The sequence below is a fragment of the Enterobacter sp. JS8-1 genome (assembly GCF_049187015.1).
Classification (GTDB): Bacteria; Pseudomonadota; Gammaproteobacteria; order Enterobacterales; family Enterobacteriaceae; genus Enterobacter; species Enterobacter mori.
Genome location: NZ_CP185805.1, coordinates 1,127,040 through 1,149,496, shown reverse-complemented (window position 1 = coordinate 1,149,496; position 22,457 = coordinate 1,127,040). Strand labels below are relative to the sequence as shown.

Here is a 22,457-nt window from a genome sequence, read left to right as displayed (position 1 = left end):
GTATTTATGGCAATCAGTGAATCAACCCAGCCCGTCCCGGGCGCTCCGGCGTCGCCGCCAAAATCGCGCACTTCCTTTAAAGTTTTAGGCGCAATCAGTCTCTCGCACCTGCTCAACGACATGATCCAGTCGCTGATACTGGCAATCTACCCGCTGCTGCAGTCCGAGTTTTCGTTAACCTTCGTACAGATCGGGATGATCACCCTCACCTTCCAGATGGCCTCCTCGCTGCTGCAGCCGGTGGTCGGTTACTGGACGGATAAATACCCAATGCCGTGGTCGCTCCCCATTGGCATGTGCTTCACCTTGAGCGGGCTGGTGCTGCTGGCAATGGCGGGCAGCTTTGAAGCGGTGCTTATCGCCGCCGCGCTGGTGGGGACAGGCTCGTCCGTCTTCCATCCGGAATCCTCCCGCGTGGCGCGTATGGCCTCCGGTGGTCGTCACGGGCTGGCGCAGTCCCTGTTCCAGGTAGGCGGTAACTTTGGCAGTTCCCTCGGCCCACTGCTGGCCGCGGTGATCATCGCCCCATACGGCAAAGGCAACGTGGCGTGGTTTGTGCTGGCCGCGCTGCTGGCGATTGTGGTACTGGCGCAAATCAGCCGCTGGTATGCCGCGCAGCATCGCGTGAACAAGGGCAAACCTGTAGCAAAGGTTATCAATCCCCTTCCCCGTAACAAGGTTATCCTGGCCGTAAGCGTGCTGCTGGTGCTGATTTTCTCGAAATACTTCTATATGGCGAGCATCAGCAGCTATTACACCTTTTATCTGATGCAAAAATTCGGATTATCGGTACAAAACGCGCAGTTCCACCTGTTTGCCTTCCTGTTTGCGGTGGCAGCAGGAACGTTGATTGGCGGGCCTGTAGGTGACAAAATCGGGCGTAAATATGTGATTTGGGGCTCAATCCTCGGTGTTGCACCCTTCACGCTTATTTTGCCCTACGCAAGCCTGGAGTGGACGGGGATTTTGACCGTCATTATTGGTTTTATTCTGGCCTCTGCCTTCTCGGCCATTCTGGTTTACGCACAGGAGCTGTTACCGGGGCGTATCGGTATGGTTTCCGGGCTCTTTTTCGGATTTGCCTTCGGCATGGGCGGCCTTGGTGCGGCGGTGTTGGGCATGGTTGCAGATCACACCAGCATCTTCCTGGTCTACAAAATCTGTGCTTTCCTGCCACTTCTGGGGATATTGACCATATTCCTGCCTGATAATCGTCATAAAGCGTAATTTAGGGGTCGCCAAAGTTAAACTCTGGCGACCTTGCCCCCTTATGCCATAAGGGTTTCTTCTCACCTTCCCCATCAAACTTGTCCAAAAGGGCTTTTTTTCACGCTTATTGCTCTTTTATTCAAACTTCAACAATTATTCATAAACATAAGGGTAAAAATTGTCATAAACTATTACCTGGTCTTTTGGTATTTATGCCAAAAATGGAACACTCACCACGAAAGGAGACGGAATGCACCACGCCACACCGCTTATCACCACCATTGTTGGTGGACTTGTGCTCGCTTTTATCCTTGGCATGATTGCCAATAAACTGCGTATTTCTCCTCTTGTCGGCTATCTGTTAGCGGGTGTACTGGCGGGTCCTTTTACGCCGGGTTTCGTGGCGGATACCAAACTGGCTCCAGAACTGGCGGAATTAGGCGTGATTCTGCTGATGTTTGGCGTCGGTCTGCATTTTTCACTGAAGGACCTGATGGCGGTAAAGTCTATCGCCATACCGGGAGCGATCGCCCAGATAGGGGTGGCGACGCTGCTGGGAATGGCGCTTTCAGCGGTACTAGGCTGGTCGCTGATGACCGGCATCGTGTTTGGGCTGTGTCTTTCAACCGCCAGTACCGTGGTGCTGCTGCGCGCGCTTGAAGAGAGACAGCTGATAGACAGCCAGCGCGGGCAAATCGCAATAGGCTGGCTGATCGTTGAAGATCTGGTGATGGTGTTAACGCTGGTGCTGCTGCCCGCCGTCGCCGGGATGATGGAAAAAGACAACGTCGGCTTCGCCTCGCTGGCGTTGGATATGAGTATCACCATCGGTAAGGTTGTGGCCTTTATCGCCATCATGATGCTGGTGGGCCGCCGTCTGGTACCGTGGATCATGTCCCGCACTGCGGCGACAGGTTCCCGCGAGCTGTTCACTCTTTCGGTACTCGCTCTGGCGCTGGGTATCGCCTTTGGTGCCGTTGAGCTGTTCGACGTCTCGTTTGCGCTGGGCGCGTTCTTCGCCGGGATGGTGCTGAACGAATCTGAATTAAGCCACCGCGCGGCGCACGACACGCTGCCGCTGCGTGATGCTTTCGCCGTGCTGTTCTTCGTCTCCGTCGGGATGCTTTTTGATCCGCTGGTTCTGATCCAGCAGCCGCTGGCAGTGCTGGGCACGCTGGCGATCATTATCTTTGGTAAGTCCGTTGCCGCCTTCTTCCTGGTGCGGATGTTTGGCCACTCGCCGCGTACGGCGCTGACCATTGCCGCCAGCCTGGCGCAGATTGGTGAGTTCGCGTTTATTCTGGCCGGTCTCGGCATGGCGCTTAATCTTCTCCCGCAGGCCGGTCAGAATCTGGTGCTGGCGGGGGCGATCCTCTCCATCATGCTGAACCCGGTGCTGTTTGCCCTGCTGGAAAAATACCTCGATAAAACGGAAACCCTGGAAGAGCAGACGCTGGAAGAGGCTATCGAAGAAGAGAAGCAGATCCCGGTGGATATCTGCAATCACGCGCTGCTGGTTGGCTTTGGTCGCGTGGGCAGCCTGCTCGGTGAGAAGCTGATGGCGCAGGGCATTCCGCTGGTGGTGATTGAAACCTCACGCACACGCGTTGACGAACTGCGCGAGCGCGGCATTCGCGCGGTGCTGGGTAATGCGGCAAACGAAGAGATCATGAATCTGGCGCATCTGGACTGCGCCCGCTGGCTGCTGCTGACCATTCCGAACGGCTACGAGGCAGGTGAGATTGTCGCGTCCGCGCGCGCGAAGTGTCCGACTATCGAGATTATTGCCCGCGCACATTATGACGATGAGGTGGAATACATCACCGAGCGCGGCGCGAATAAGGTCGTCATGGGTGAGCGTGAGATTGCGAACACGATGCTGACGCTGCTTGAGAAAGCGCCGGTTGAAGAAGGGGTGACGGGCTAGCTTGTGCGGCCTGATGCCCTCACCCTGACCCTCTCCCACAGGGAGAGGGAACAAACACTAAAAACGGCAACCTGGTTGCCGTTTTGCTTTTACCTTGTGCGGCCTGATGCCCTCACCCTGGCCCTCTCCCACAGGGAGAGGGAATAAACACTAAAAACGGCAACCTGGTTGCCGTTTTGCTTTTACCTGTCCCAATACGCCTCTTCGAGGCTGTCTTCCCGTTCCGGGAGGCCACGCGTTAAGCGCGGGGAGTGCTGATTCAGCACCTGATAGCTCACGCGGTTCGCGTATTTACACACCTGCGCCAGCGATGAATAGGTCAGCCAGCTAAACTTATGCTTGCTGGAGTTTGGCACGTTGGTTTTGTGGTAAGCGTTAGCGGTGATGTCGTGCAGCAGCGCGGCCAGCGCGCCATCGCCCGCGCCGTTGGTGTTCATGATCTTCTCTGGCCCGCCCATGTACGGCGCGATGTGGGAGTAGATACGCAGCGGGTTGATGCAGTCTTTATGGCGCATACCGCGGCTGAATTCGAACTGGTTGAATTCGGCAATTGCGCCAGGCAGCAGCGGATGCTGGGTTTTGCGTTTGCTCTCTTCTTCCGTGAAGCCCGCCATGTACAGCCCGACAGGTCCGGCGGTGCAGAGCACCAGATCTACCCAGTCCAGCGCTTTGTCAGACGCCAGCAGCGGATCGCTTTCGCCGGTCAGCGCTTCGGCCTCTTCTTCGTTCATCGCCAGAATCGAAACGTGTTCCTTCAGGAAGGCCTGCCACCACTCCGGGTTGTCGGCGATAACGAATTTGGTCCCCAGCGTCAGGACGACCGGGACATCGTACTTCTTCGCGTACTCAATCGCCTTCATGGTCGCGTCTGGCATCGGCTCGCCCGGCTTGCAGCGCACCAGATACGACGTGAGCACCAGCGCAGAGGCCCCCGCAATAACCTCTTCTGGAATACTCTCTGCGCGCAGCTTGTTCATGTGGCCAGGGCTGATGGCAAAGGTACGCTCGCCGGACTCACCAATGAGGGTAAAGCAGCGGCCAATCGGGCCGTCTACGCCCTGCAAATAGTTCAGGTCGGTACGGCTGGAGGTGTTGCACAGGTAGCGATAGGCGTAGCCGCCGATTTCGATATTGCTGCACATCACGCCGAGCAGCACCGAGCGGTCGTCCGCCAGCACGGAGTAGTTGTGCATGGTGTTGCCAATGGTGCCGCCGGCAAACTGATGGGTGATCAGATTTTCACGCACCAGCTCCTGATACAACGCTTCGGCAACGTCGTCCTCGATCACCAGCGAATGGCCGGCGCTCAGACCGTAACGCGCAACAAACGCATCATCCACTTTGGCTTCAATATCCACCAGCGTCTGATCGATACCCACCACCCATGCGGCGCTGGTTTCATTTTCAGGCTGGATTTGCTGCAGGAGCGGATCGCGAGCGTTAACGGGGAAGTAGTGTTTTGATTTACGTTTACCGGGAAATTTCATGGTCTGAACTGTGCAAGGAATAGAAGCCGGGAATGGTAGCACAAACCCGGCCTCAAGCGCGATCAGCGGCTGTTCGTCACCAGCGAGACCATCATGTCGATATGCTCAGGAGAGTCGTTAAGTGCCGGAATGTACTCGTACTTCACACCGCCAGCTTCGAGGAAAAATTCCCGGTTTTGTACCGCAATCTCCTCCAGCGTTTCCAGACAGTCGGCCGAGAAGCCCGGCGACATCACCTGAATGTGCTTCACGCCCTTCTCGCCCAGCATTTTGAGGGTTTCATCAGTGTACGGCGTCAACCACGGCTCGCGGCCGAAGCGCGACTGGAAGGTCATCATCACCTTCTCCGGCGGCAGGCCAAGGGCGGAGACCAGCTCGCGGGTGGTATCGCGGCAGCGCTGCGGATAATCATCCCCTTCATTGGCGAAACGCTGCGGAATGCCGTGATAGGAAAGCAGCAGCAAATCCGGCTCGCCGTGCTTTTCAAACGACGCGCGGGCGCTGCTGGCCAGCGCCTTGATGTACAGATCGTTATCCGCATAGTCACGAATAAAGGTCACCGCAGGAATGCGACGACGCGTCTTCAGAATGCGCGCCAGCTCGTCCCAGACGGCAGCTACCGTCGAACACGAATACTGTGGATAGAGCGCCAGCACGACGATATGGTCAACGCCCTGCGCGAGCAGGTTTTCCACTGCGCTTTCCAGCGAAGGGGTTCCATAGCTCATGCCGAGCGCGACGGGCATATCCGGCAGGCGGGCGGCCAGTGCTTTCTCCTGACGGCGGCTGTACACCATCAGCGGCGAGCCCTCTTCCATCCAGACAGACTGATAAAGCTTTGCCACGCGCGGAGAACGAATCGGCAGAATAACGCCACGCAGCAGGGGCCACCACAGCAATCTTGGGGTATCCACGACGCGCGTGTCGCTTAAAAACTGTCGCAGATAGCGTTTTACCGCTACTGGAGTGGGTGCTTCTGGGGTGCCCAGATTGGCAAGCAGGATGCCGGTTTTCGCCTGACTCATTCACGCCTCTTAACCTTTTGATAGGTTGTCAATTGTAGCGGAAATGCGTTTAAACGAAACCCATTGCTGTAATAGGTAAGATGAGAATTTTTCTCACCCGGAGAACCCGGGTGAGAGACGTGCAATTAGCCGAGGATTTTTTCCAGCTCTGCACGTACGTCAGCCACGGCTTTGGTACCGTCGACTTTGGCGTATTGGGTGTTACCCGCCTGCGCTTCTTTGGTGTAGTAGCCGATCAGCGGTGCAGTCATCTGATGGTATTCCACCAGGCGTTTACGCACGGTCTCTTCCTGATCGTCTTTACGGGTGGTCAGCTCTTCGCCGGTCACGTCGTCTTTGCCTTCAACCTTAGGTGGGTTGAATTTGATGTGGTAAACGCGGCCAGAAGCAGCGTGTACGCGACGGCCAACGATACGGTCAACGATCAGCTCGTCCGGTACGTCGAACTCCAGAACGTAGTCCACATTGATGCCCGCTTCCTTCATGGCGTCAGCCTGAGGAATGGTGCGTGGGAAGCCGTCCAGCAAGAAACCGTTACGGCAGTCTTCCTGAGCAATGCGCTCTTTGACCAGAGCAATAACCAGCTCGTCGGTCACCAGCTTGCCTGCGTCCATGATGTCTTTCGCTTGTTTACCCAGCTCGGAGCCAGATTTAACAGCGGCGCGCAGCATGTCACCGGTGGAGATTTGCGGAATACCGTATTTCTCCATGATGAACTGAGCCTGAGTTCCTTTACCCGCGCCCGGAGCGCCAAGCAGAATAATACGCATTGCGAAAATCCCCTCAAATGTCGTTTCAATTTTTCAAAAGCGCTAAACAATACCACCAGAACGGGCGTGGCTCAAGGAAGGCGGGGAAGCTGAAACGGTTAATGGGGGGAGATAATTTGGGTTAGTGCGGTCTGGTGCCCTCACCCTAACCCTCTCCCACAGGGAGAGGGAACTCTTTCACTCTCTCCCTTTGGAGAGAGGGCAGGGTGAGGGGTAGGTGTTTAATTACGCCAGCAGCAGCGCATTCACACGTTTAATGAACAGGTTAGGATCTTCCAGCGTGCCGCGTTCGGCCAGCAGGGACTGATCCAGCAGCAGTTCAACCCACTCGGCAAAGCGGGCGTCGTCCTGGGTGTCTGCCGCACGTTTCACCAGCGGGTGATCCGGATTAAGCTCAAAGATATATTTCACTTCCGGCATCGCCTGGCCCGCCGCAGCGAACAGCTTCGCCATCTGGGTGCCCATTTCGTCGGCATCGGTGGTGACAATCGCCGGAGTATCGGTCAGACGGTGCGTGAAGCGCACCTCTTTCACGCGATCGCCCAGCAGCGTTTTCACGCGCTCAACGAACGGCTCCAGCGCCTTCTCGGCTTCTTTCGCGCTTTCGTCCACTTCATCCGCCAGCTTGTCGATGGACTCGTCGGCTTTGGCCACGGACTGGAAGGATTTACCGTCGAACTCGGTCAGGTAGTTCATCATCCACTCGTCGATGCGGTCAGAAAGCAGCAGCACTTCGATGCCTTTCTTGCGCAGCAGCTCCAGGTGCGGGCTGCTCTTCGCCGCCGCGTAGCTGTCGGCGGTGATGTAGTAGATCTTTTCCTGCCCTTCTTTCATGCGGGAGACGTACTCTTCCAGCGACACGGTCTGTGCGGAGGAGTCGGTATGCGTAGAGGCGAAGCGCAGCAGTTTGGCGATCGTTTCGACGTTCGCGGTGTCTTCCGCCGGGCCTTCTTTCAGCACCAGACCGAACTGTTTCCAGAAGGTCTGATATTTTTCCGCATCGTCTTTCGCCAGTTTTTCCAGCATCTGCAGCGTACGTTTGGTCAGCGCGTTGCGAAGGTTGCGGGTGACGGTACTGTCCTGCAGGATTTCACGGGAGACGTTCAGCGGCAGATCGTTGGAGTCAATCAGGCCGCGCGTAAAGCGCAGGTAGTTCGGCATGAACTGCTCGGCGTCGTCCATGATGAACACGCGCTGCACGTAGAGCTTCAGGCCGTGCTTGTGATCGCGGTTCCACATGTCCCACGGTGCCTGCGCCGGAATGTACAGCAGGCTGGTGTATTCCTGCTTACCTTCCACACGGTTGTGGCTCCAGGTCAGCGGGTCGGTAAAGTCGTGAGCGATGTGCTTGTAGAACTCGTTGTACTCGTCGTCTTTAATTTCAGACTTGTTGCGCGTCCACAGCGCCTGCGCCTTGTTGATCTTCTCCCAGGAGACAACGGTTTCACCGTCCTGCTCTTCCTGTTTCTCAATCTCAACCGGCAGCGCGATGTGGTCGGAATATTTGCTGATGATGGAGCGTACACGCCAGTCGTTCAGGAAATCGTCTTCGCCTTCACGCAGGTGGAGGGTGATTTCGGTGCCGCGATCCGCTTTGGTGATGTCATCAACGGTGTATTCGCCTTCCCCTTTGGATTCCCAGAACACACCATTTTCTGCGCTTTCGCCTGCCGCGCGGGTGCGCACGGTGACTTTGTCGGCAACGATAAACGCCGAGTAGAAGCCCACACCGAACTGGCCGATCAGCTGGCTGTCTTTCGCCTGGTCAGAGCCCATGGACTCGAGGAACGCTTTGGTGCCGGATTTGGCAATGGTGCCGAGGTGGTCGATCACCTCGTCGCGGTTCATCCCGATGCCGTTATCGGCAATGGTCAGGGTGCGGTTCTCTTTATTGAAAGAGACGCGCACGCGCAGTTCGCCGTCGCCTTCGTACAGGTCCGGGTTGGACAGCGCGCGGAAGCGCAGCTTGTCCGCCGCATCGGATGCGTTGGAAATTAGCTCACGCAGGAAGATTTCTTTGTTGGAATACAGGGAATGGATCATCAGGTGCAGAAGCTGTTTTACTTCTGACTGGAAACCACGGGTTTCTTGTCCTTTCATCTAAGTCGACCTCAACAATGCCATTTAATGGGGTTGTAAAACGTTGAGTGAGAGATGGGGATAAGGGAGGAAAATTTCAAGCGGAGGCCACGCGCGCAGCCTCCGTTTGGTCAGAAAATAATCTTGTGACGCCCGGCCAGAGAGTGCGACAGCGTGGTGCCGTCGACCATTTCCAGCTCGCCGCCCACCGGCACGCCGTGGGCGATGCGGCTGGCGTCAACGCCGTACTGCGAGCACAGTTCGGCGATGTAGTTAGCGGTTGCCTCCCCTTCCACCGTCGGGTTGGTGGCGAGGATCACCTCTTTGATGGTTTCGGACTCAAGACGCTGTTCAAGGCGGTCGAGACCGATATCATCCGGGCCAATACCGTCCAGCGGGGAGAGATGCCCCATCAGCACGAAGTAGCGACCAGAAAACTGCCCGGTTTGTTCGATGGCGTAGATGTCCGCCGGACTCTCCACCACGCAAATCTGACCGTTTTCCTGGCGACGCGGGTTCGTACAGATGTTACATACGTCCTGCTCGGTAAAGGTGCGGCAATCCGCACAATGACCAATTTCTGACATGGCGCGGGTCAGAGCCTGCGCCAGGCGCATCCCGCCGCTGCGGTCGCGCTGCAAAAGCGTGAACGCCATGCGCTGCGCCGACTTCGGGCCAACGCCCGGCAGGCAGCGCAGTGCTTCCATTAACTGCGTGAGCAGCGGACTGGTTTGCATCAGAATGGCATCTTGAAGCCCGGCGGCAGTTGCATACCGCTGGAAACAGAGGCCATTTTCTCTTTCTGGGTTTCGTCGATACGGCGCGCGGCATCGTTAAACGCGGCGGCAACCAGATCTTCCAGCATATCTTTGTCGTCTTCGAGCAGGCTTGGGTCGATTTCCACGCGGCGGCAGTTGTGCGCACCGTTGATGGTCACTTTTACCAGACCGGCACCGGATTCACCCGTGACTTCCAGCTGAGCGATCTCTTCCTGCATCTTCTGCATTTTTTCCTGCATCTGCTGAGCCTGCTTCATCAGGCCACCCAGACCGCCTTTTCCACCGAACATAGGCTTCTCTCTCTTTCACGTTTAAGGATTACAACCGTAAGTCAGACTCACGATCAAATGGGGCGAATACTCTCTTCATCCAGATCGGCGTCGAAGAACCGGCGCAGGGTCTGAATGTTGTTATCCGCGATAATTGACTCGCGCGCCTGCGCGAGCTTCTCTTCATAAATGGCCTGGCGCCACTCCAGCGGCGTTCGCACTGCGGGATTATCATCTTCAATGATAGTCAATTCAACCGGCGCACCCTGCAATGCGGTGAGCGCCTCCGCCAGCGCCTTTTGCGCACCAGGGGAATTCAGATGTCGCTGGCCCGGACGCAGATGCAGACGCACCTGGTTGCCCTCTTGCTCTTTCCAGGCGTTGAGCGCGACCTGCTCTACCAGCTTCGGCAGCTGCAGTTTGCTGACCTCAGCGGCCCAGGCGTCCCGCTCGATTGACTCTTCGGCGAGCTTCGCGGCAAGCTCCGGGGTTTTCTCATGCTCCAGCGCTTTCTTCAGCGCTTTTGGCGTGGCGACCTCTTCCTTCACCGTTTCGGTGATGGTGGTCGCCTTCCAGCGGTAAGCCTCTTCTTTCGCCGGGGCTTTCTGCTCGAGCGCGGACGGTGCCGGACGCGACTGAACGCGCTCCGTTACCGAGGCCAGTCGTTCAAGCGCGGCGTTGTTCACCGGCCGCGCTCTTGCTGGCGCTGCCGGTTCACTCTTTTTTGGTTTGGTTACTCCCTGCGCACGCTGCAACTGACTGCGTGCGGCAAGTACCGAACTGGTGGCATCCGACAGCGGCACGTTTTGCGGCGGCGGTGTCGGCTGTGGCGGCACCTGCTGCGGCGACATCACCGCGGTCGGGGCGACCGGCGCGAAGGACTGTCGCGGCACTTCGGGTTCGGGCAGCGGCATGCGCGGGTGAAACGCCAGCGCGCGCAGCAGCGTCATTTCAACGCCCATCCGGCGGTCCGGCGCGAACGGCAGCTCTTTGCGTCCAATTAGCAGCGTCTGGTAGTAAAGCTGTACGTCGGCAGGCGGCACGGTGCGGGCAAGTTCACGCATCCGCTGCTCAATGGCGGCCATATCCGCGCCGATTGCCGATGGAGAAAGCTGCAGCATCGCCACGCGGTGCAGCAGGCTGAGCATTTCAACCAACAGCCCCTCCCACTCCACGCCTCGGGCGGCAGCCGCGTTTACCAGCGACATCACGCGTTCGCCGTTGGCGGCAATCATCGCTTCGATAAGCGAGAGCGCCTGATCGTCATCCAGCGTACCGAGCATGGTGCTGACCGCGTCGGTCGAGAGCTTGCCGTCACCGCTGGCAATCGCCTGATCGGTCAGGCTTAACGCATCTCGCAGGCTACCGTCCGCCGCGCGGGCCAGCAGTTGCAGGGCGCGCGGTTCGTGGACAATTTTCTCTTCATCGAGAATGTGCTCAAGCTGCGCGCGGATCTGCTCAACGTCCAGCGCCTTCAGGTGGAACTGCAGGCAGCGCGACAGAATGGTAACCGGCAACTTTTGCGGATCGGTGGTCGCCAGCAGGAACTTCACGTGTGCAGGCGGCTCTTCCAGCGTTTTCAGCAGGGCGTTGAAGCTGTGACGCGACAACATGTGCACTTCATCGATCAGGTAGACCTTGAAGCGGCCGCGCGCCGGGGCGTACTGCACGTTATCGAGCAGATCGCGAGTGTCTTCCACTTTGGTGCGCGAGGCGGCGTCGATCTCAATCAGATCGACAAAACGCCCCTGCTCGATTTCCCTGCAGTTATCGCACACGCCGCACGGGGTGGCGGTAATCCCGGTTTCGCAGTTGAGGCCTTTCGCCAGCAGACGGGCAATGGAGGTCTTACCGACGCCGCGGGTGCCGGAAAAAAGATAGGCGTGATGGATACGACCTAGCGACAAGCCGTTCGCCAGGGCCGTCAGCACATGTTCCTGACCGACAACGTCAGCAAAGGTTTGTGGTCGCCATTTACGGGCTAACACCTGATAACTCATGGGCAGGCTCTGCAACGCTGGAAGGTGAATTTATGGAGGGGAATGCTATCACAACCTCACTCATTGAGCGAGGTTGTGAGGAACGGGATTAATGACCCGGGAATGGCACCAGGCTGTAGCTGGTAATACCCTGTTTTTCCAGGCGCTGTTCGCCACCCAGATCGAACAGGTTGATGATGAATGCCGCGTCGGTCACTTCCCCACCCAGACGGCGGATCAGCTTCACGGTCGCTTCGATGGTGCCGCCGGTTGCCAGTAGATCGTCCACCACCAGCACTTTGTCGCCTGGCTTGATGGCATCCACGTGGATTTCCAGCTGATCGGTGCCGTACTCCAGCTCGTAGCTCTCAGCAATGGTTTCACGCGGCAGCTTGCGCGGCTTACGCACCGGCACAAAACCCACGCCCATTGCCAGCGCAACCGGTGCGCCAAACAGGAAGCCACGGGCTTCGGTACCTACTACTTTGGTAATCCCGGCGTTTTTATAACGCTCCACCAGCAGTTCAATGCTGAGCGCGTACGCTTTCGGGTCTTCCAGCAAGCTGGTGACATCACGGAAAAGAATGCCAGGCTTCGGATAGTCCTGGATGCTTTTGATGCTGTTTTTCAGAAATTCAAGCTGCTGTGCAGTTGCGGTCATCGGTTTGTGCCTAAGTGAAACAGTGTTACTCACGGCGCGCAACGAGTCGGTAAAGGTAACAATTGCTTAACCTTTAACCAGGCGCACCTGTGCTCGAAAACGGTCGAATTTACTGGCTGTACGCAATAATTGCAACAGCCATGATGAGGCTTCAGTGCTTTTGTTGCTTTTCATCAACCACGGGGATCCGCCACATAAAGATAAGCAGACAGGTCAGGATCGCCAGCAGCAGAATGCGTACCCACATCATTTTCACCAGCCATAATGAAATGGCGAAGGTGATGAGGATCACCGCGATCGCGCGCGGCTTCGCGCCGGGCGGCATGGCACGGTGTTTTTGCCAGTACCGCAGGTAGCCGCCAAACCATGAGCGGTAGAGCAGCCAGTGGTGAAAGCGCGGCGATGAACGGGCGAAGCACCAGGCCGCCAGCAGAATAAACGGCGTGGTCGGTAACAGGGGTAAAACAATACCCAGCGTGCCCAGCACTACCGCGAGCCAGCCAATGATGATTAAAATAGTACGCTGCATAATGCGAATCGTTATCAAACTGAACGGCTACTTTACCACTGGAGAGCGTTTTGAAAACAGCCTTGCTTCTTGAGACGCTACAAAATCAACTGATCGCCTTGCGCGCGCAGGCCACGCCGCTGATGGGACACGCCACGCTGAAGCCGCGCTTTGACCGACAGCTTTTTCGTACCCGCAGCACGTTAATTCAGGATTATCTTGCGGAGGCGCAAACGAATCTTGATGAGTTGCGCCACGCGGTTGAGAACGGACAGCAGGAACAGGTGGCCTGGCTGGCGGAGCATCTCGCCGAGCAGATTACTGCTTTACATCGCGAAATCGCCGCCTGGCCGCTGCGCGCCTGGGACAGCGCCTCGCCGGGACTCGGTAAATGGCAGCGCAAGCGGCTGGAGAACCAGGAGTTTGAACGCCGGCTGTTTGAGATGAAACGCGAACGCGAAGCCCGATTGAACAACAGCGAAACGCTGGAAGAGCAGCAGCTATTAATGCGCGAGATAAGCGCCCTCGAAGGCCGTATTGCCCGCTGCCGACAGGCGCTGGATGAGATCGAGCGCGTCATTGAACGTTTGACCCGTTAACAGGAGCCACAAAGATGTCACTGGAAAATGCACCCGACGAGGTCAAGCTGGCCGTCGATTTGATTATGCTGCTGGAGAATCATGAGATCCCGGCGGAGACAGTGCTGAAGGCGCTGGAGATTGTGCGGCGGGATTTTGAGGGAAAGGTGAAGGCCTGTTGCCCTCACCCTAACCCTCTCCCACAGGGAGAGGGAAAATAGATTATGCCGGAGTCGGGTCGTCACCCTTAATCTCGCGCTTCACTTCCGTATGCTCTTCACCTTTTTCGTTACGCAGGTGAACCTCAAGCTGGTTGAAGGCGATGTTAATGTCATTTTCACGGCACAGGCGGTCGATCGCGCGGTTCAGTTCGTCGACGGTGTAGCTGCGATCGCGCAGCTCACGCACGTACAGGCGCAGCTCGTGATCCAGCGTACTCGGACCGAAAGTGGTGAAGAACACCGCAGGAGCCGGATCGTGCATGACTTTCGGATGTTCAGACGCCGCCTTCAACAGCACCTCTTTCACTTTATCCAGATCCGATCCATAGGCGACGCCGAGGCGGATCACCACGCGGGTGGTCGTATCGGAGAGCGACCAGTTGATCAGGCGTTCGGTCACGAACGCTTTGTTCGGGATGATCACCTCTTTACGGTCAAAGTCGGTAATGGTGGTCGCACGAATACGGATCTTGCTGACGGTGCCGGAGAAGGTGCCGATGGTGACGGTATCGCCGATACGCACCGGACGTTCGAACAGGATGATCAGGCCGGAGACGAAGTTCCCGAAGATCTCCTGCAGGCCGAAACCAAGACCGACCGAGAGCGCTGCCGCCAGCCACTGCAGTTTGTCCCATGAAACACCCAGCGAACCAAAGACCGTCATCGCACCCGCGATAATGATCACGTAGTTCAGGATAGTGGTGATGGCGTAAGACGCCCCCTGACGCAGGTTCAGGCGGGACAGCACCAGCACTTCCAGCAGGCCCGGCAGGTTGCGGATCAGCGCCCAGGCGACCACCAGCGACACCAGCGCAAAGAGCAGGCTGCCCATGGTCACGCTTTTCATCACCGTCACACCCGCCTCGGTGCCGCTGTACTGCCAGAGCTTGACGCTGTCGAGGTACGCAAAGACGGTGATTAAATCAGACCAGATGGCCCAGAACATCACCCCAAACAGCGCCACCATCACCAGCATCGTGATACGCATGGTTTGCTGGTTGACCTGCTCCAGCGCGATGGTCGGCTCTTCCTGCGGCTCCGCGCCTTCTGCCCCCTCTTTCACCTGATGCTGACGGCGCGCGATCGCACGGCGATAGGCGATACGCCGCGCCGCCACGCTCAACCCGCGCAGCACGGTCTGGAACAGCAGATTCCAGACAATCACCAGATAAACCGTTTCGATCCAGCGGCCTGACAGGCGCAGCGTGGTATAGAAGTAGCCCGTTGCCGTCAGCACCATCAGCGCCAGCGGAATGATCGCCAGCACCGTTACGGTCGCCAGACGAAGGTTGTGAGACTCTTTATCACGCCAGCTGTCGCGGCACATCGGCCACATCAGAACGGCAATCAGCAGCAGGTTCAGCAGAATAACCAGCTGCCCCAGCACGTCGTCCATCAAATGCAGCGGTGAGAGTTCAGACACGACAGACCAGAAGTGCAGCGGCAGCAGCGCGAGGCTGATGCGCACAATCTGGCGACGCCAGTGGCTGGTAAGTTGTTCCGGCATGTTGAAGTGACGCACCGCCACTCCGTCTTTTTCCAGCACTTTCCAGCAGAGACCAAACACCAGCCAGAACAGCGCCAGCTTTTTGCTGAACGCCCAGAGCAGGTCGCTGATGTTGAGCTGCATCGTGAGCAGAATCAGCCCGGCGGCCAGAATCAGCAGGCAGACCGGCAGCGCGCGGATCAGGTCAATCAGGATCGCTTTCGGGGTGTGTAGCTGGCTGTCGTTACGCAGTTGTCCCACTTCCGACGCCAGCCTGGCCTGATACTGTTTCAGCCATTTCAAACGCCAGCGGATCAGACCCGCAATCAGCAAAAGCGGCAGGCCCGCGAGGAAGGCAATCATCACCGCAGGCCAGGCCTTCTCCCAGTTGACGGTGATTTTCATGCTCTTGATTTGCGACTTCAGCGTCTCAGGGAAGGATTTGACCCAGTCCCAGTCCATCGGCTTGTTGCTGTTCACCCAGAAAATCTGCTGGGTCAAAATCTCCTGCAGGCTTTTCGAGACGCTCACCAGCTGCTGCTGGTTGATCTGCAGGTTAATGGCCATCATCAGCTGATTGCCCAGCTGTTTGTTGAGCTGGTCGAGAAGCTCGCGACGCATATCGACGACCTGCAACAGCGCGTCGTGAACCTCCGGGTTCACCTCGCTGGAATGGCCCTCTTCCACTTTCGCGACAAAGTTATCGCTCTGGAAAAGCGCATCGCGCTGCTGGTTGACGTCAAACTGCTCCAGACGTAAATCCGCGATGCGGTTGGTCATGTCCTCCAGCTCGTCAGCGGACGGCAGCGTCTGCTGCTGCTGGTACAAAATTCGCGACAGCAGAAGGCTCCCTTTCAGAACCGCAATCTGCTCTTTAATGTTACGTTCCGCCTGCAGCGCGCGATCCAGCCAGTTTTTAACTTTAATATTCTGCTGCACCAGCGAGTTACCGCTTTCGGTGGCCTGAATCAGACGCTCACTTAACTGATGGTTAAGCTCAAGCTCCTGCTTCACCAGCGGGTTGGCCTGAATGCGGGCGGTTTCGTCTGGCGATACGGCTTCCTGAGCGGTTTTTTCCGTCAGCGTCAGACGTTTACTGTTTACCGCCTCCTGCAGCAGCTGGAGCTGGTGCTCAAGACGATTAATGTTGGCGGTGACGTAATCACGCTGTTTTTGCAGCGTATCCTGCAGCACCGTATTGCCTTCAAGGCTCTTGCGCTGCTGTTCAATTTCCGCATTAAGCAACGTCTGCTGAATCAACAACAACGTTTGCTGCGTAGCGCGTAACGCGCCATCTCCCACAGCCGTCCCATTCAGGCGGTTGCGGATCTGCTGAAGCTGCTGAGACGCGGTGTACATCGCGTTTTGCACGCGCTCAGGCTGCGTTTGCAGCGAGACAAGCTGGCTGTTATAGGTGGCGAGATCGGACTGCGCGGTCTGGAGATCGTCCAGCAACTGCGCCACGCGCGACTCCAGCTGACGTAGCGAGAGCGTCGCAAGCGTTTTGCGGGTTTCGTCATCGTTATCGACGTCGCTCAGCGCGCTCAGCGCCTCTGTCGCCTTGCGCATGTTGTCCGGGGCCTGCGCGACCTTCTGGCGAAGCTGAGCCGTTTCTGCTTTTACGCGTTCAATTTTATCCAGCGTTTCCAGCGTTTCCGTCAGATCCTGTTGGACGAGTTTCTCCTGAGGCGACAGCTCTTTTTGTTTATTCAGCGTATCAAGCTGCGCCTGAACTTCGGCACGCGAAGGGATATCGCTGGCGTTATCTGCGCGAGCAAACGAAAGCGGCGCGGAAGCCAGGAAAAACAGCATAGCAAAAAATAATGCAAGAACAGGATGTTGCGAGCGTTTGGTGTGCAGCATAGTCGTGAGTATGATGTGAGAAATGACCGAAAATAGTCCGGCGTGAAGAATATCACGCCCGCTGAAAGCAGAATAGCAAGAACATGAACCTCCAGGATAAATCCTGGCGACGGTCAGGCAGGAACGGAGTGGGTTTCGTCACGCAGCGTCGGGCAAAATTGCAACATCTCCAGCAAAATGGCGACGTAGCTACGAGCTTCGTTTTTAAGATCAAAAGATTGTGGCGCAAATAGCCAGTTCTCCATCAGCCCGGAGACATAGCTACGTAACAGAATGGCGGCGCGGCGCGTCAGCAGGTTGGCCGGTAACGTTTTTGCCTGAATACATTGCGTTAGCGTCTGTTCGATGCGGTCATAACTCTCCAGACACAGGCTACGCTGCGCCTGCTGGACGACCGCCATTTCGCCCACGAACTCGCATTTATGAAAAATAATTTCCATCATTAGCCTGCGACGTTCTTCAACTACCGTTGCTTCAAGGATATATACTAGAATTTCTCTTAATACTGAGAGTGGATCGTCGGGGAATTTTGCCCGATACTCAGTCTCTAGATCGCTAATGTTGGATTCTGAAAGCTCCCAGATTTCACCAAACAGATCTGACTTGTCTTTAAAATGCCAGTAAATCGCTCCCCGCGTGACGCCCGCGGCCTGAGCAATCTGCGCCAGCGAGGTTGATGACACACCCTGCTGAGAGAACAAACGAATCGCCACATCCAGAATGTGTTGTCGGGTTTCCAGCGCTTGTTGTTTGGTTTTTCGTGCCATATGTCAGTGAATTTACAGGAGTCAGATTTACATACATTTGTGAATGTATGTACCATAGCATGACGATAATATAAACGCAGCAATGGGTTTTTAGACTCAGGACCCTTGATCAATTTGAAATCGGACACTCGAGGTTTACATATGAACAAAAACAGAGGGTTAACGCCTCTGGCGGTCGTTCTGATGCTCTCAGGCAGCTTAGCGCTAACAGGATGTGACGACAAACCGGCTCAACAAGGAGCTCAGCAGGCGCCAGAAGTAGGCGTTGTGACGCTCAAATCTGAACCTCTACAAATCACCACAGAATTACCAGGCCGTACGAGTGCTTACCGCATTGCGGAAGTGCGTCCTCAGGTGAGCGGTATTATCCTGAAACGTAACTTCACGGAAGGCGGTGATGTGAAAGCCGGTGAGTCTCTGTATCAGATTGATCCAGCAACCTATCAGGCGTCTTATGAAAGCGCGAAAGGCGATCTGGCGAAAGCTGAAGCTGCAGCCAAAATCTCCCAGCTCACGCTGAGCCGCTATAAAAAACTGCTCGGTACGCAGTACATCAGTCAACAGGATTACGATACTGCGCTGGCGGATGCACAGCAGACCAACGCTGCCGTCGTTGCCGCGAAAGCCGCCGTCGAAACCGCGCGTATTAACCTGGCCTACACCAAAGTGACCTCCCCTATCAGCGGTCGTATTGGTAAATCTTCCGTGACGGAAGGGGCGCTGGTGCAGAACGGTCAGGCCACGGCGCTGGCCACCGTGCAGCAGCTTGATCCGATCTACGTTGACGTCACACAGTCCAGCAATGATTTCCTGCGTCTGAAGCAAGAGCTCGCAAGCGGCAAGCTGCAACAGGAAAACGGCAAAGCCAAAGTGGAGCTTGTGACCAATGACGGTATCAAATACCCACAGTCAGGCACACTGGAATTCTCTGATGTGACGGTCGACCAGACCACCGGTTCCATCACCTTACGTGCGATTTTCCCGAACCCGGACAACACGCTGTTGCCTGGTATGTTCGTTCGCGCGCGTCTGGAAGAAGGGACGAATCCAACCGCACTTCTGGTTCCACAGCAGGGTGTGACCCGTACGCCACGCGGCGATGCGAGCGCACTGGTTGTCGGGGCTGATGACAAAGTCGAAACCCGCAATATCACTGCTACGCAGGCGATTGGCGATAAATGGCTGGTGACGGAAGGTCTGAAAGATGGCGATCGCGTGATTATCACTGGTTTGCAAAAAGTTCGTCCTGGCGCGCAGGTTAAAGCACAGGAAGTGAAGTCTGACGATAAACAACAAGCTTCAGCCGCTGGTCAGTCAGAACAAACCAAGTCTTAACTTAAACAGGAGCCGTTAAGACATGCCTAATTTCTTTATCGATCGCCCCATATTTGCGTGGGTGATCGCCATAATTATCATGCTAGCTGGGGGACTTGCGATCCTGAAGCTGCCCGTCGCGCAATATCCAACGATTGCGCCACCGGCGGTGACGATCTCCGCAACCTACCCAGGGGCTGATGCAAAAACGGTGCAGGACACCGTGACTCAGGTTATCGAACAGAACATGAACGGTATCGATAACCTGATGTACATGTCCTCTAACAGTGACTCAACCGGTACAGTTCAGATCACCCTGACCTTCGAGTCAGGTACCGATGCTGACATCGCGCAGGTTCAGGTGCAGAACAAACTGCAGCTGGCGATGCCGCTGCTGCCGCAGGAAGTACAACAACAGGGTGTGAGCGTCGAGAAATCGTCCAGCAGCTTCCTGATGGTTGTCGGCGTTATCAACACCAACGGTACCATGACGCAGGAGGATATTTCCGACTACGTGGGCGCCAACATGAAGGACGCCATCAGCCGTACTTCCGGTGTGGGTGACGTTCAGCTGTTTGGTTCCCAGTACGCAATGCGTATCTGGATGGATCCGAACAAGCTGAACAACTTCCAGCTGACGCCGGTTGACGTAATCAGCGCGATCAAAGCGCAGAACGCCCAGGTGGCAGCCGGTCAGCTAGGCGGTACGCCGCCGGTGAAAGGCCAGCAGCTTAACGCCTCGATCATCGCACAGACGCGTCTGACCTCCGCCGATGAGTTCAGCAAAATTCTGCTGAAAGTGAATCAGGACGGTTCTCAGGTTCGCCTGCGCGACGTGGCGAAAGTTGAGCTGGGCGGTGAGAACTACGACATCATCGCGAAGTTCAACGGCAAACCGGCTTCCGGTCTGGGTATCAAACTGGCGACAGGCGCTAACGCCCTGGACACCGCCACGGCTATCCGTGCAGAGCTGAAGAAGATGGAACCTTTCTTCCCGTCAGGTCTGAAAATCGTATATCCGTATGACACCACGCCGTTCGTTAAAATCTCGATTCACGAAGTGGTAAAAACCCTGGTTGAGGCGATCATCCTCGTCTTCCTGGTCATGTACCTGTTCCTGCAAAACTTCCGTGCGACGTTGATCCCAACCATCGCCGTTCCGGTCGTACTGCTCGGGACCTTCGCAATCCTGTCGATATTCGGCTACTCGATAAACACCCTGACAATGTTCGGGATGGTGCTCGCCATCGGCCTGCTGGTGGATGACGCCATCGTTGTGGTAGAGAACGTCGAGCGTGTGATGGCGGAGGAAGGCCTGCCGCCGAAGGAAGCAACCCGTAAATCGATGGGGCAAATCCAGGGCGCGCTGGTCGGTATCGCGATGGTGCTGTCTGCGGTATTTATCCCGATGGCCTTCTTCGGGGGTTCAACCGGTGCGATTTACCGCCAGTTCTCTATTACCATCGTTTCCGCGATGGCGCTGTCCGTGCTGGTGGCGTTGATCCTGACGCCTGCCCTGTGTGCCACCATGCTGAAGCCGATTCAGAAAGGTGGTCACGGCGAGCACAAAGGGTTCTTCGGCTGGTTTAACCGCATGTTTGATAAGAGCACGCACCATTACACCGACAGCGTGGGCAACATCCTGCGCAGCACCGGTCGTTATCTGCTGCTCTATATCATCATCGTGGTGGGCATGGCTTTCCTGTTCGTTCGTCTGCCAAGCTCGTTCCTGCCGGATGAAGATCAGGGCGTGTTCCTGACGATGGCACAGCTCCCGGCGGGTGCATCGCAAGAGCGTACCCAGAAAGTGCTGGACGAAGTGACGGACTACTACCTCACCAAAGAGAAAGACAACGTTGAATCCGTGTTTGCGGTTAACGGCTTTGGCTTTGCGGGTCGTGGTCAGAACACCGGTATCGCCTTCGTTTCTCTGAAAGACTGGTCTGAACGTCCGGGCGAAGAGAACAAAGTTGAAGCGATCACCGGCCGCGCCATGGGTACCTTCTCGCAGATTAAAGATGCGATGGTCTTCGCCTTTAACCTGCCAGCGATTGTTGAACTGGGTACGGCGACCGGTTTCGACTTCCAGCTGATTGACCAGGGTGGTTTGGGTCACGAGAAACTGACTCAGGCGCGTAACCAGCTGTTTGGTGAAGTGGCTAAACACCCTGACCTGCTGGTCGGCGTGCGTCCAAACGGTCTGGAAGATACACCGCAGTATAAAATCGACATCGACCAGGAAAAAGCCCAGGCGCTGGGTGTGTCCATCAGCGACATCAATACCACACTGGGCGCGGCCTGGGGCGGTAGCTACGTCAACGACTTCATCGACCGCGGTCGTGTGAAGAAAGTGTACGTGATGTCCGAAGCGCAGTACCGTATGTTGCCGAACGACATCAACAACTGGTACGTTCGCGGCAGCGATGGACAGATGGTACCGTTCTCCGCCTTCTCAACCTCGCGTTGGGAATACGGTTCACCGCGTCTGGAACGCTATAACGGCTTGCCATCGATGGAAATCCTGGGTCAGGCTGCGCCGGGTCGAAGCACCGGTGAAGCGATGAACCTGATGGAAGAACTCGCCAGTAAACTGCCTGCAGGTATCGGCTATGACTGGACCGGTATGTCCTACCAGGAACGTCTGTCCGGGAACCAGGCCCCTGCCCTGTACGCCATTTCACTGATCGTGGTCTTCCTGTGTCTGGCGGCACTGTATGAGAGCTGGTCGATTCCGTTCTCCGTTATGCTGGTTGTTCCACTGGGGGTTATCGGTGCGCTGCTTGCCGCAACGTTCCGTGGATTGACCAACGACGTTTACTTCCAGGTGGGCCTGCTGACAACCATTGGCTTGTCGGCGAAGAACGCGATACTTATCGTGGAATTCGCCAAAGATCTGATGGAGAAAGAAGGCAAAGGTCTGATTGAGGCGACGCTCGAAGCCGTTCGTATGCGTCTGCGTCCAATCCTGATGACGTCTCTGGCATTTATCCTCGGTGTAATGCCGCTGGTTATCAGCTCCGGTGCGGGCTCCGGTGCGCAGAACGCAGTAGGTACCGGCGTAATGGGTGGGATGGTAACCGCGACCGTTCTTGCGATCTTCTTCGTACCGGTGTTCTTCGTGGTGGTTCGCCGCCGCTTCAGCCGTAAGAATGAAGACGTTGAGCATAGTCATTCGGTAGAACCTCACTGATACCGGTTTCATATGATAAAAAGGCCGCATTTGCGGCCTTTTTCATTTCAAAAAAATCATAAATTACGCTTATTGTGCTGCTATTTATTTTCTGTCATCTTAATAAGACATATCATAATTAACTGAAAACTTAATCGGCGAATTCATGATTTTTTTAATTTCATTTCGCCGCGCAAATTATTAGGAATATTCCTAGCACCACTCTCCAGCAAAGAAAAGTCCGAATCTGGTTTTCGTCTGACAGTTTACGCTAAATCAATGAAACGTAAGGACGCGATAAAAAATCAGTGTTAATTCGGATAAAAACGTTCTGTTCAGGCCGGGCAATTGCGTAAACGCTCGCAG

17 protein-coding genes and 1 other annotated feature are annotated in these 22,457 nt (G+C 56.2%); of the genes, 6 read left to right on the top strand and 11 right to left on the bottom strand.

Features of this window, described 5'->3' with window-relative positions:
- Positions 1-6: 6 nt before the first annotated feature.
- Positions 7-1,227 carry an MFS transporter gene (locus ACOQH0_RS05340; RefSeq protein ID WP_325826576.1) on the top strand — a complete coding sequence of 407 codons (1,221 nt, stop codon included), beginning with the start codon at positions 7-9 and terminating at the stop codon, positions 1,225-1,227.
- 232 nt (positions 1,228-1,459) lie between these two features.
- Positions 1,460-3,136, top strand: coding sequence for a YbaL family putative K(+) efflux transporter (ybaL, locus tag ACOQH0_RS05335; RefSeq protein WP_172701380.1), 1,677 nt, complete (start codon positions 1,460-1,462; stop codon positions 3,134-3,136).
- A 182-nt stretch (positions 3,137-3,318) separates the two neighbouring features.
- Here ybaL and ACOQH0_RS05330 read toward each other — a convergent pair whose 3' ends face one another.
- From ACOQH0_RS05330 to ACOQH0_RS05290, 9 genes are all read right to left on the bottom strand, one after another.
- Positions 3,319-4,623, bottom strand: a complete 1,305-nt coding sequence (locus tag ACOQH0_RS05330) for an inosine/guanosine kinase (protein ID WP_421511687.1) — start codon at positions 4,621-4,623, stop codon at positions 3,319-3,321.
- Positions 4,624-4,685: 62 nt separating this feature from the next.
- Entirely contained in the window at positions 4,686-5,648 is a 963-nt protein-coding gene (gene hemH / locus ACOQH0_RS05325; protein ID WP_421511686.1) for a ferrochelatase, read from the bottom strand.
- A 125-nt stretch (positions 5,649-5,773) separates the two neighbouring features.
- Positions 5,774-6,418, bottom strand: a complete 645-nt coding sequence (gene adk / locus ACOQH0_RS05320) for an adenylate kinase (RefSeq protein ID WP_010428200.1) — start codon at positions 6,416-6,418, stop codon at positions 5,774-5,776.
- A 225-nt stretch (positions 6,419-6,643) separates the two neighbouring features.
- A complete protein-coding gene (htpG, locus tag ACOQH0_RS05315) occupies positions 6,644-8,518 on the bottom strand; it encodes a molecular chaperone HtpG (RefSeq protein ID WP_010428198.1) in 1,875 nt (624 codons plus the stop codon).
- A gap of 110 nt (positions 8,519-8,628) precedes the next feature.
- A complete protein-coding gene (recR, locus tag ACOQH0_RS05310; RefSeq protein ID WP_008499298.1) occupies positions 8,629-9,234 on the bottom strand; it encodes a recombination mediator RecR in 606 nt (201 codons plus the stop codon).
- Positions 9,234-9,566, bottom strand: a complete 333-nt coding sequence (locus tag ACOQH0_RS05305; RefSeq protein WP_010428194.1) for a YbaB/EbfC family nucleoid-associated protein — start codon at positions 9,564-9,566, stop codon at positions 9,234-9,236. Before ACOQH0_RS05305 ends, recR begins: the two co-directional genes overlap by 1 nt.
- Positions 9,567-9,619: 53 nt before the next feature.
- Positions 9,620-11,545 carry a DNA polymerase III subunit gamma/tau gene (dnaX, locus tag ACOQH0_RS05300; RefSeq protein WP_109492431.1) on the bottom strand — a complete coding sequence of 642 codons (1,926 nt, stop codon included), beginning with the start codon at positions 11,543-11,545 and terminating at the stop codon, positions 9,620-9,622.
- Positions 10,226-10,290: a sequence feature (DnaX frameshifting element), on the bottom strand. Its footprint overlaps the gene before it by 65 nt.
- An 88-nt stretch (positions 11,546-11,633) precedes the next feature.
- Positions 11,634-12,185: an adenine phosphoribosyltransferase gene (gene apt, locus ACOQH0_RS05295; RefSeq protein ID WP_010428187.1), complete on the bottom strand. Its 552-nt coding sequence runs from the start codon at positions 12,183-12,185 to the stop codon at positions 11,634-11,636.
- 151 nt (positions 12,186-12,336) lie between these two features.
- Positions 12,337-12,714: a DUF454 family protein gene (locus ACOQH0_RS05290; protein WP_421511685.1), complete on the bottom strand. Its 378-nt coding sequence runs from the start codon at positions 12,712-12,714 to the stop codon at positions 12,337-12,339.
- 50 nt (positions 12,715-12,764) lie between these two features.
- On the opposite strand from ACOQH0_RS05290, the gene priC reads away from it, so the two are divergent.
- Together priC and rsmS are read left to right on the top strand one after the other, a co-directional pair.
- Positions 12,765-13,292, top strand: a complete 528-nt coding sequence (gene priC / locus ACOQH0_RS05285) for a primosomal replication protein N'' (RefSeq protein WP_089598004.1) — start codon at positions 12,765-12,767, stop codon at positions 13,290-13,292.
- Positions 13,293-13,306: 14 nt separating this feature from the next.
- The gene (gene rsmS, locus ACOQH0_RS05280) at positions 13,307-13,492 is read left to right on the top strand and encodes a pleiotropic regulatory protein RsmS (protein WP_058841189.1); all 186 of its coding nucleotides are present in this window, start codon (positions 13,307-13,309) and stop codon (positions 13,490-13,492) included.
- Between the two features lies 1 nt (position 13,493).
- Here the strand turns inward: rsmS and mscK are convergent, their stop codons facing one another.
- Positions 13,494-16,841, bottom strand: coding sequence for a mechanosensitive channel MscK (mscK, locus tag ACOQH0_RS05275; protein ID WP_421511684.1), 3,348 nt, complete (start codon positions 16,839-16,841; stop codon positions 13,494-13,496).
- A gap of 113 nt (positions 16,842-16,954) precedes the next feature.
- Positions 16,955-17,608: a multidrug efflux transporter transcriptional repressor AcrR gene (gene acrR, locus ACOQH0_RS05270; RefSeq protein WP_010428179.1), complete on the bottom strand. Its 654-nt coding sequence runs from the start codon at positions 17,606-17,608 to the stop codon at positions 16,955-16,957.
- A 141-nt stretch (positions 17,609-17,749) separates the two neighbouring features.
- Here acrR and acrA point away from each other — a divergent pair, with 141 nt between their 5' ends.
- A complete protein-coding gene (acrA, locus tag ACOQH0_RS05265; RefSeq protein ID WP_042716154.1) occupies positions 17,750-18,943 on the top strand; it encodes a multidrug efflux RND transporter periplasmic adaptor subunit AcrA in 1,194 nt (397 codons plus the stop codon).
- 22 nt (positions 18,944-18,965) lie between these two features.
- Entirely contained in the window at positions 18,966-22,112 is a 3,147-nt protein-coding gene (acrB, locus tag ACOQH0_RS05260; protein ID WP_172701375.1) for a multidrug efflux RND transporter permease subunit AcrB, read from the top strand.
- Positions 22,113-22,457: the final 345 nt, after the last annotated feature.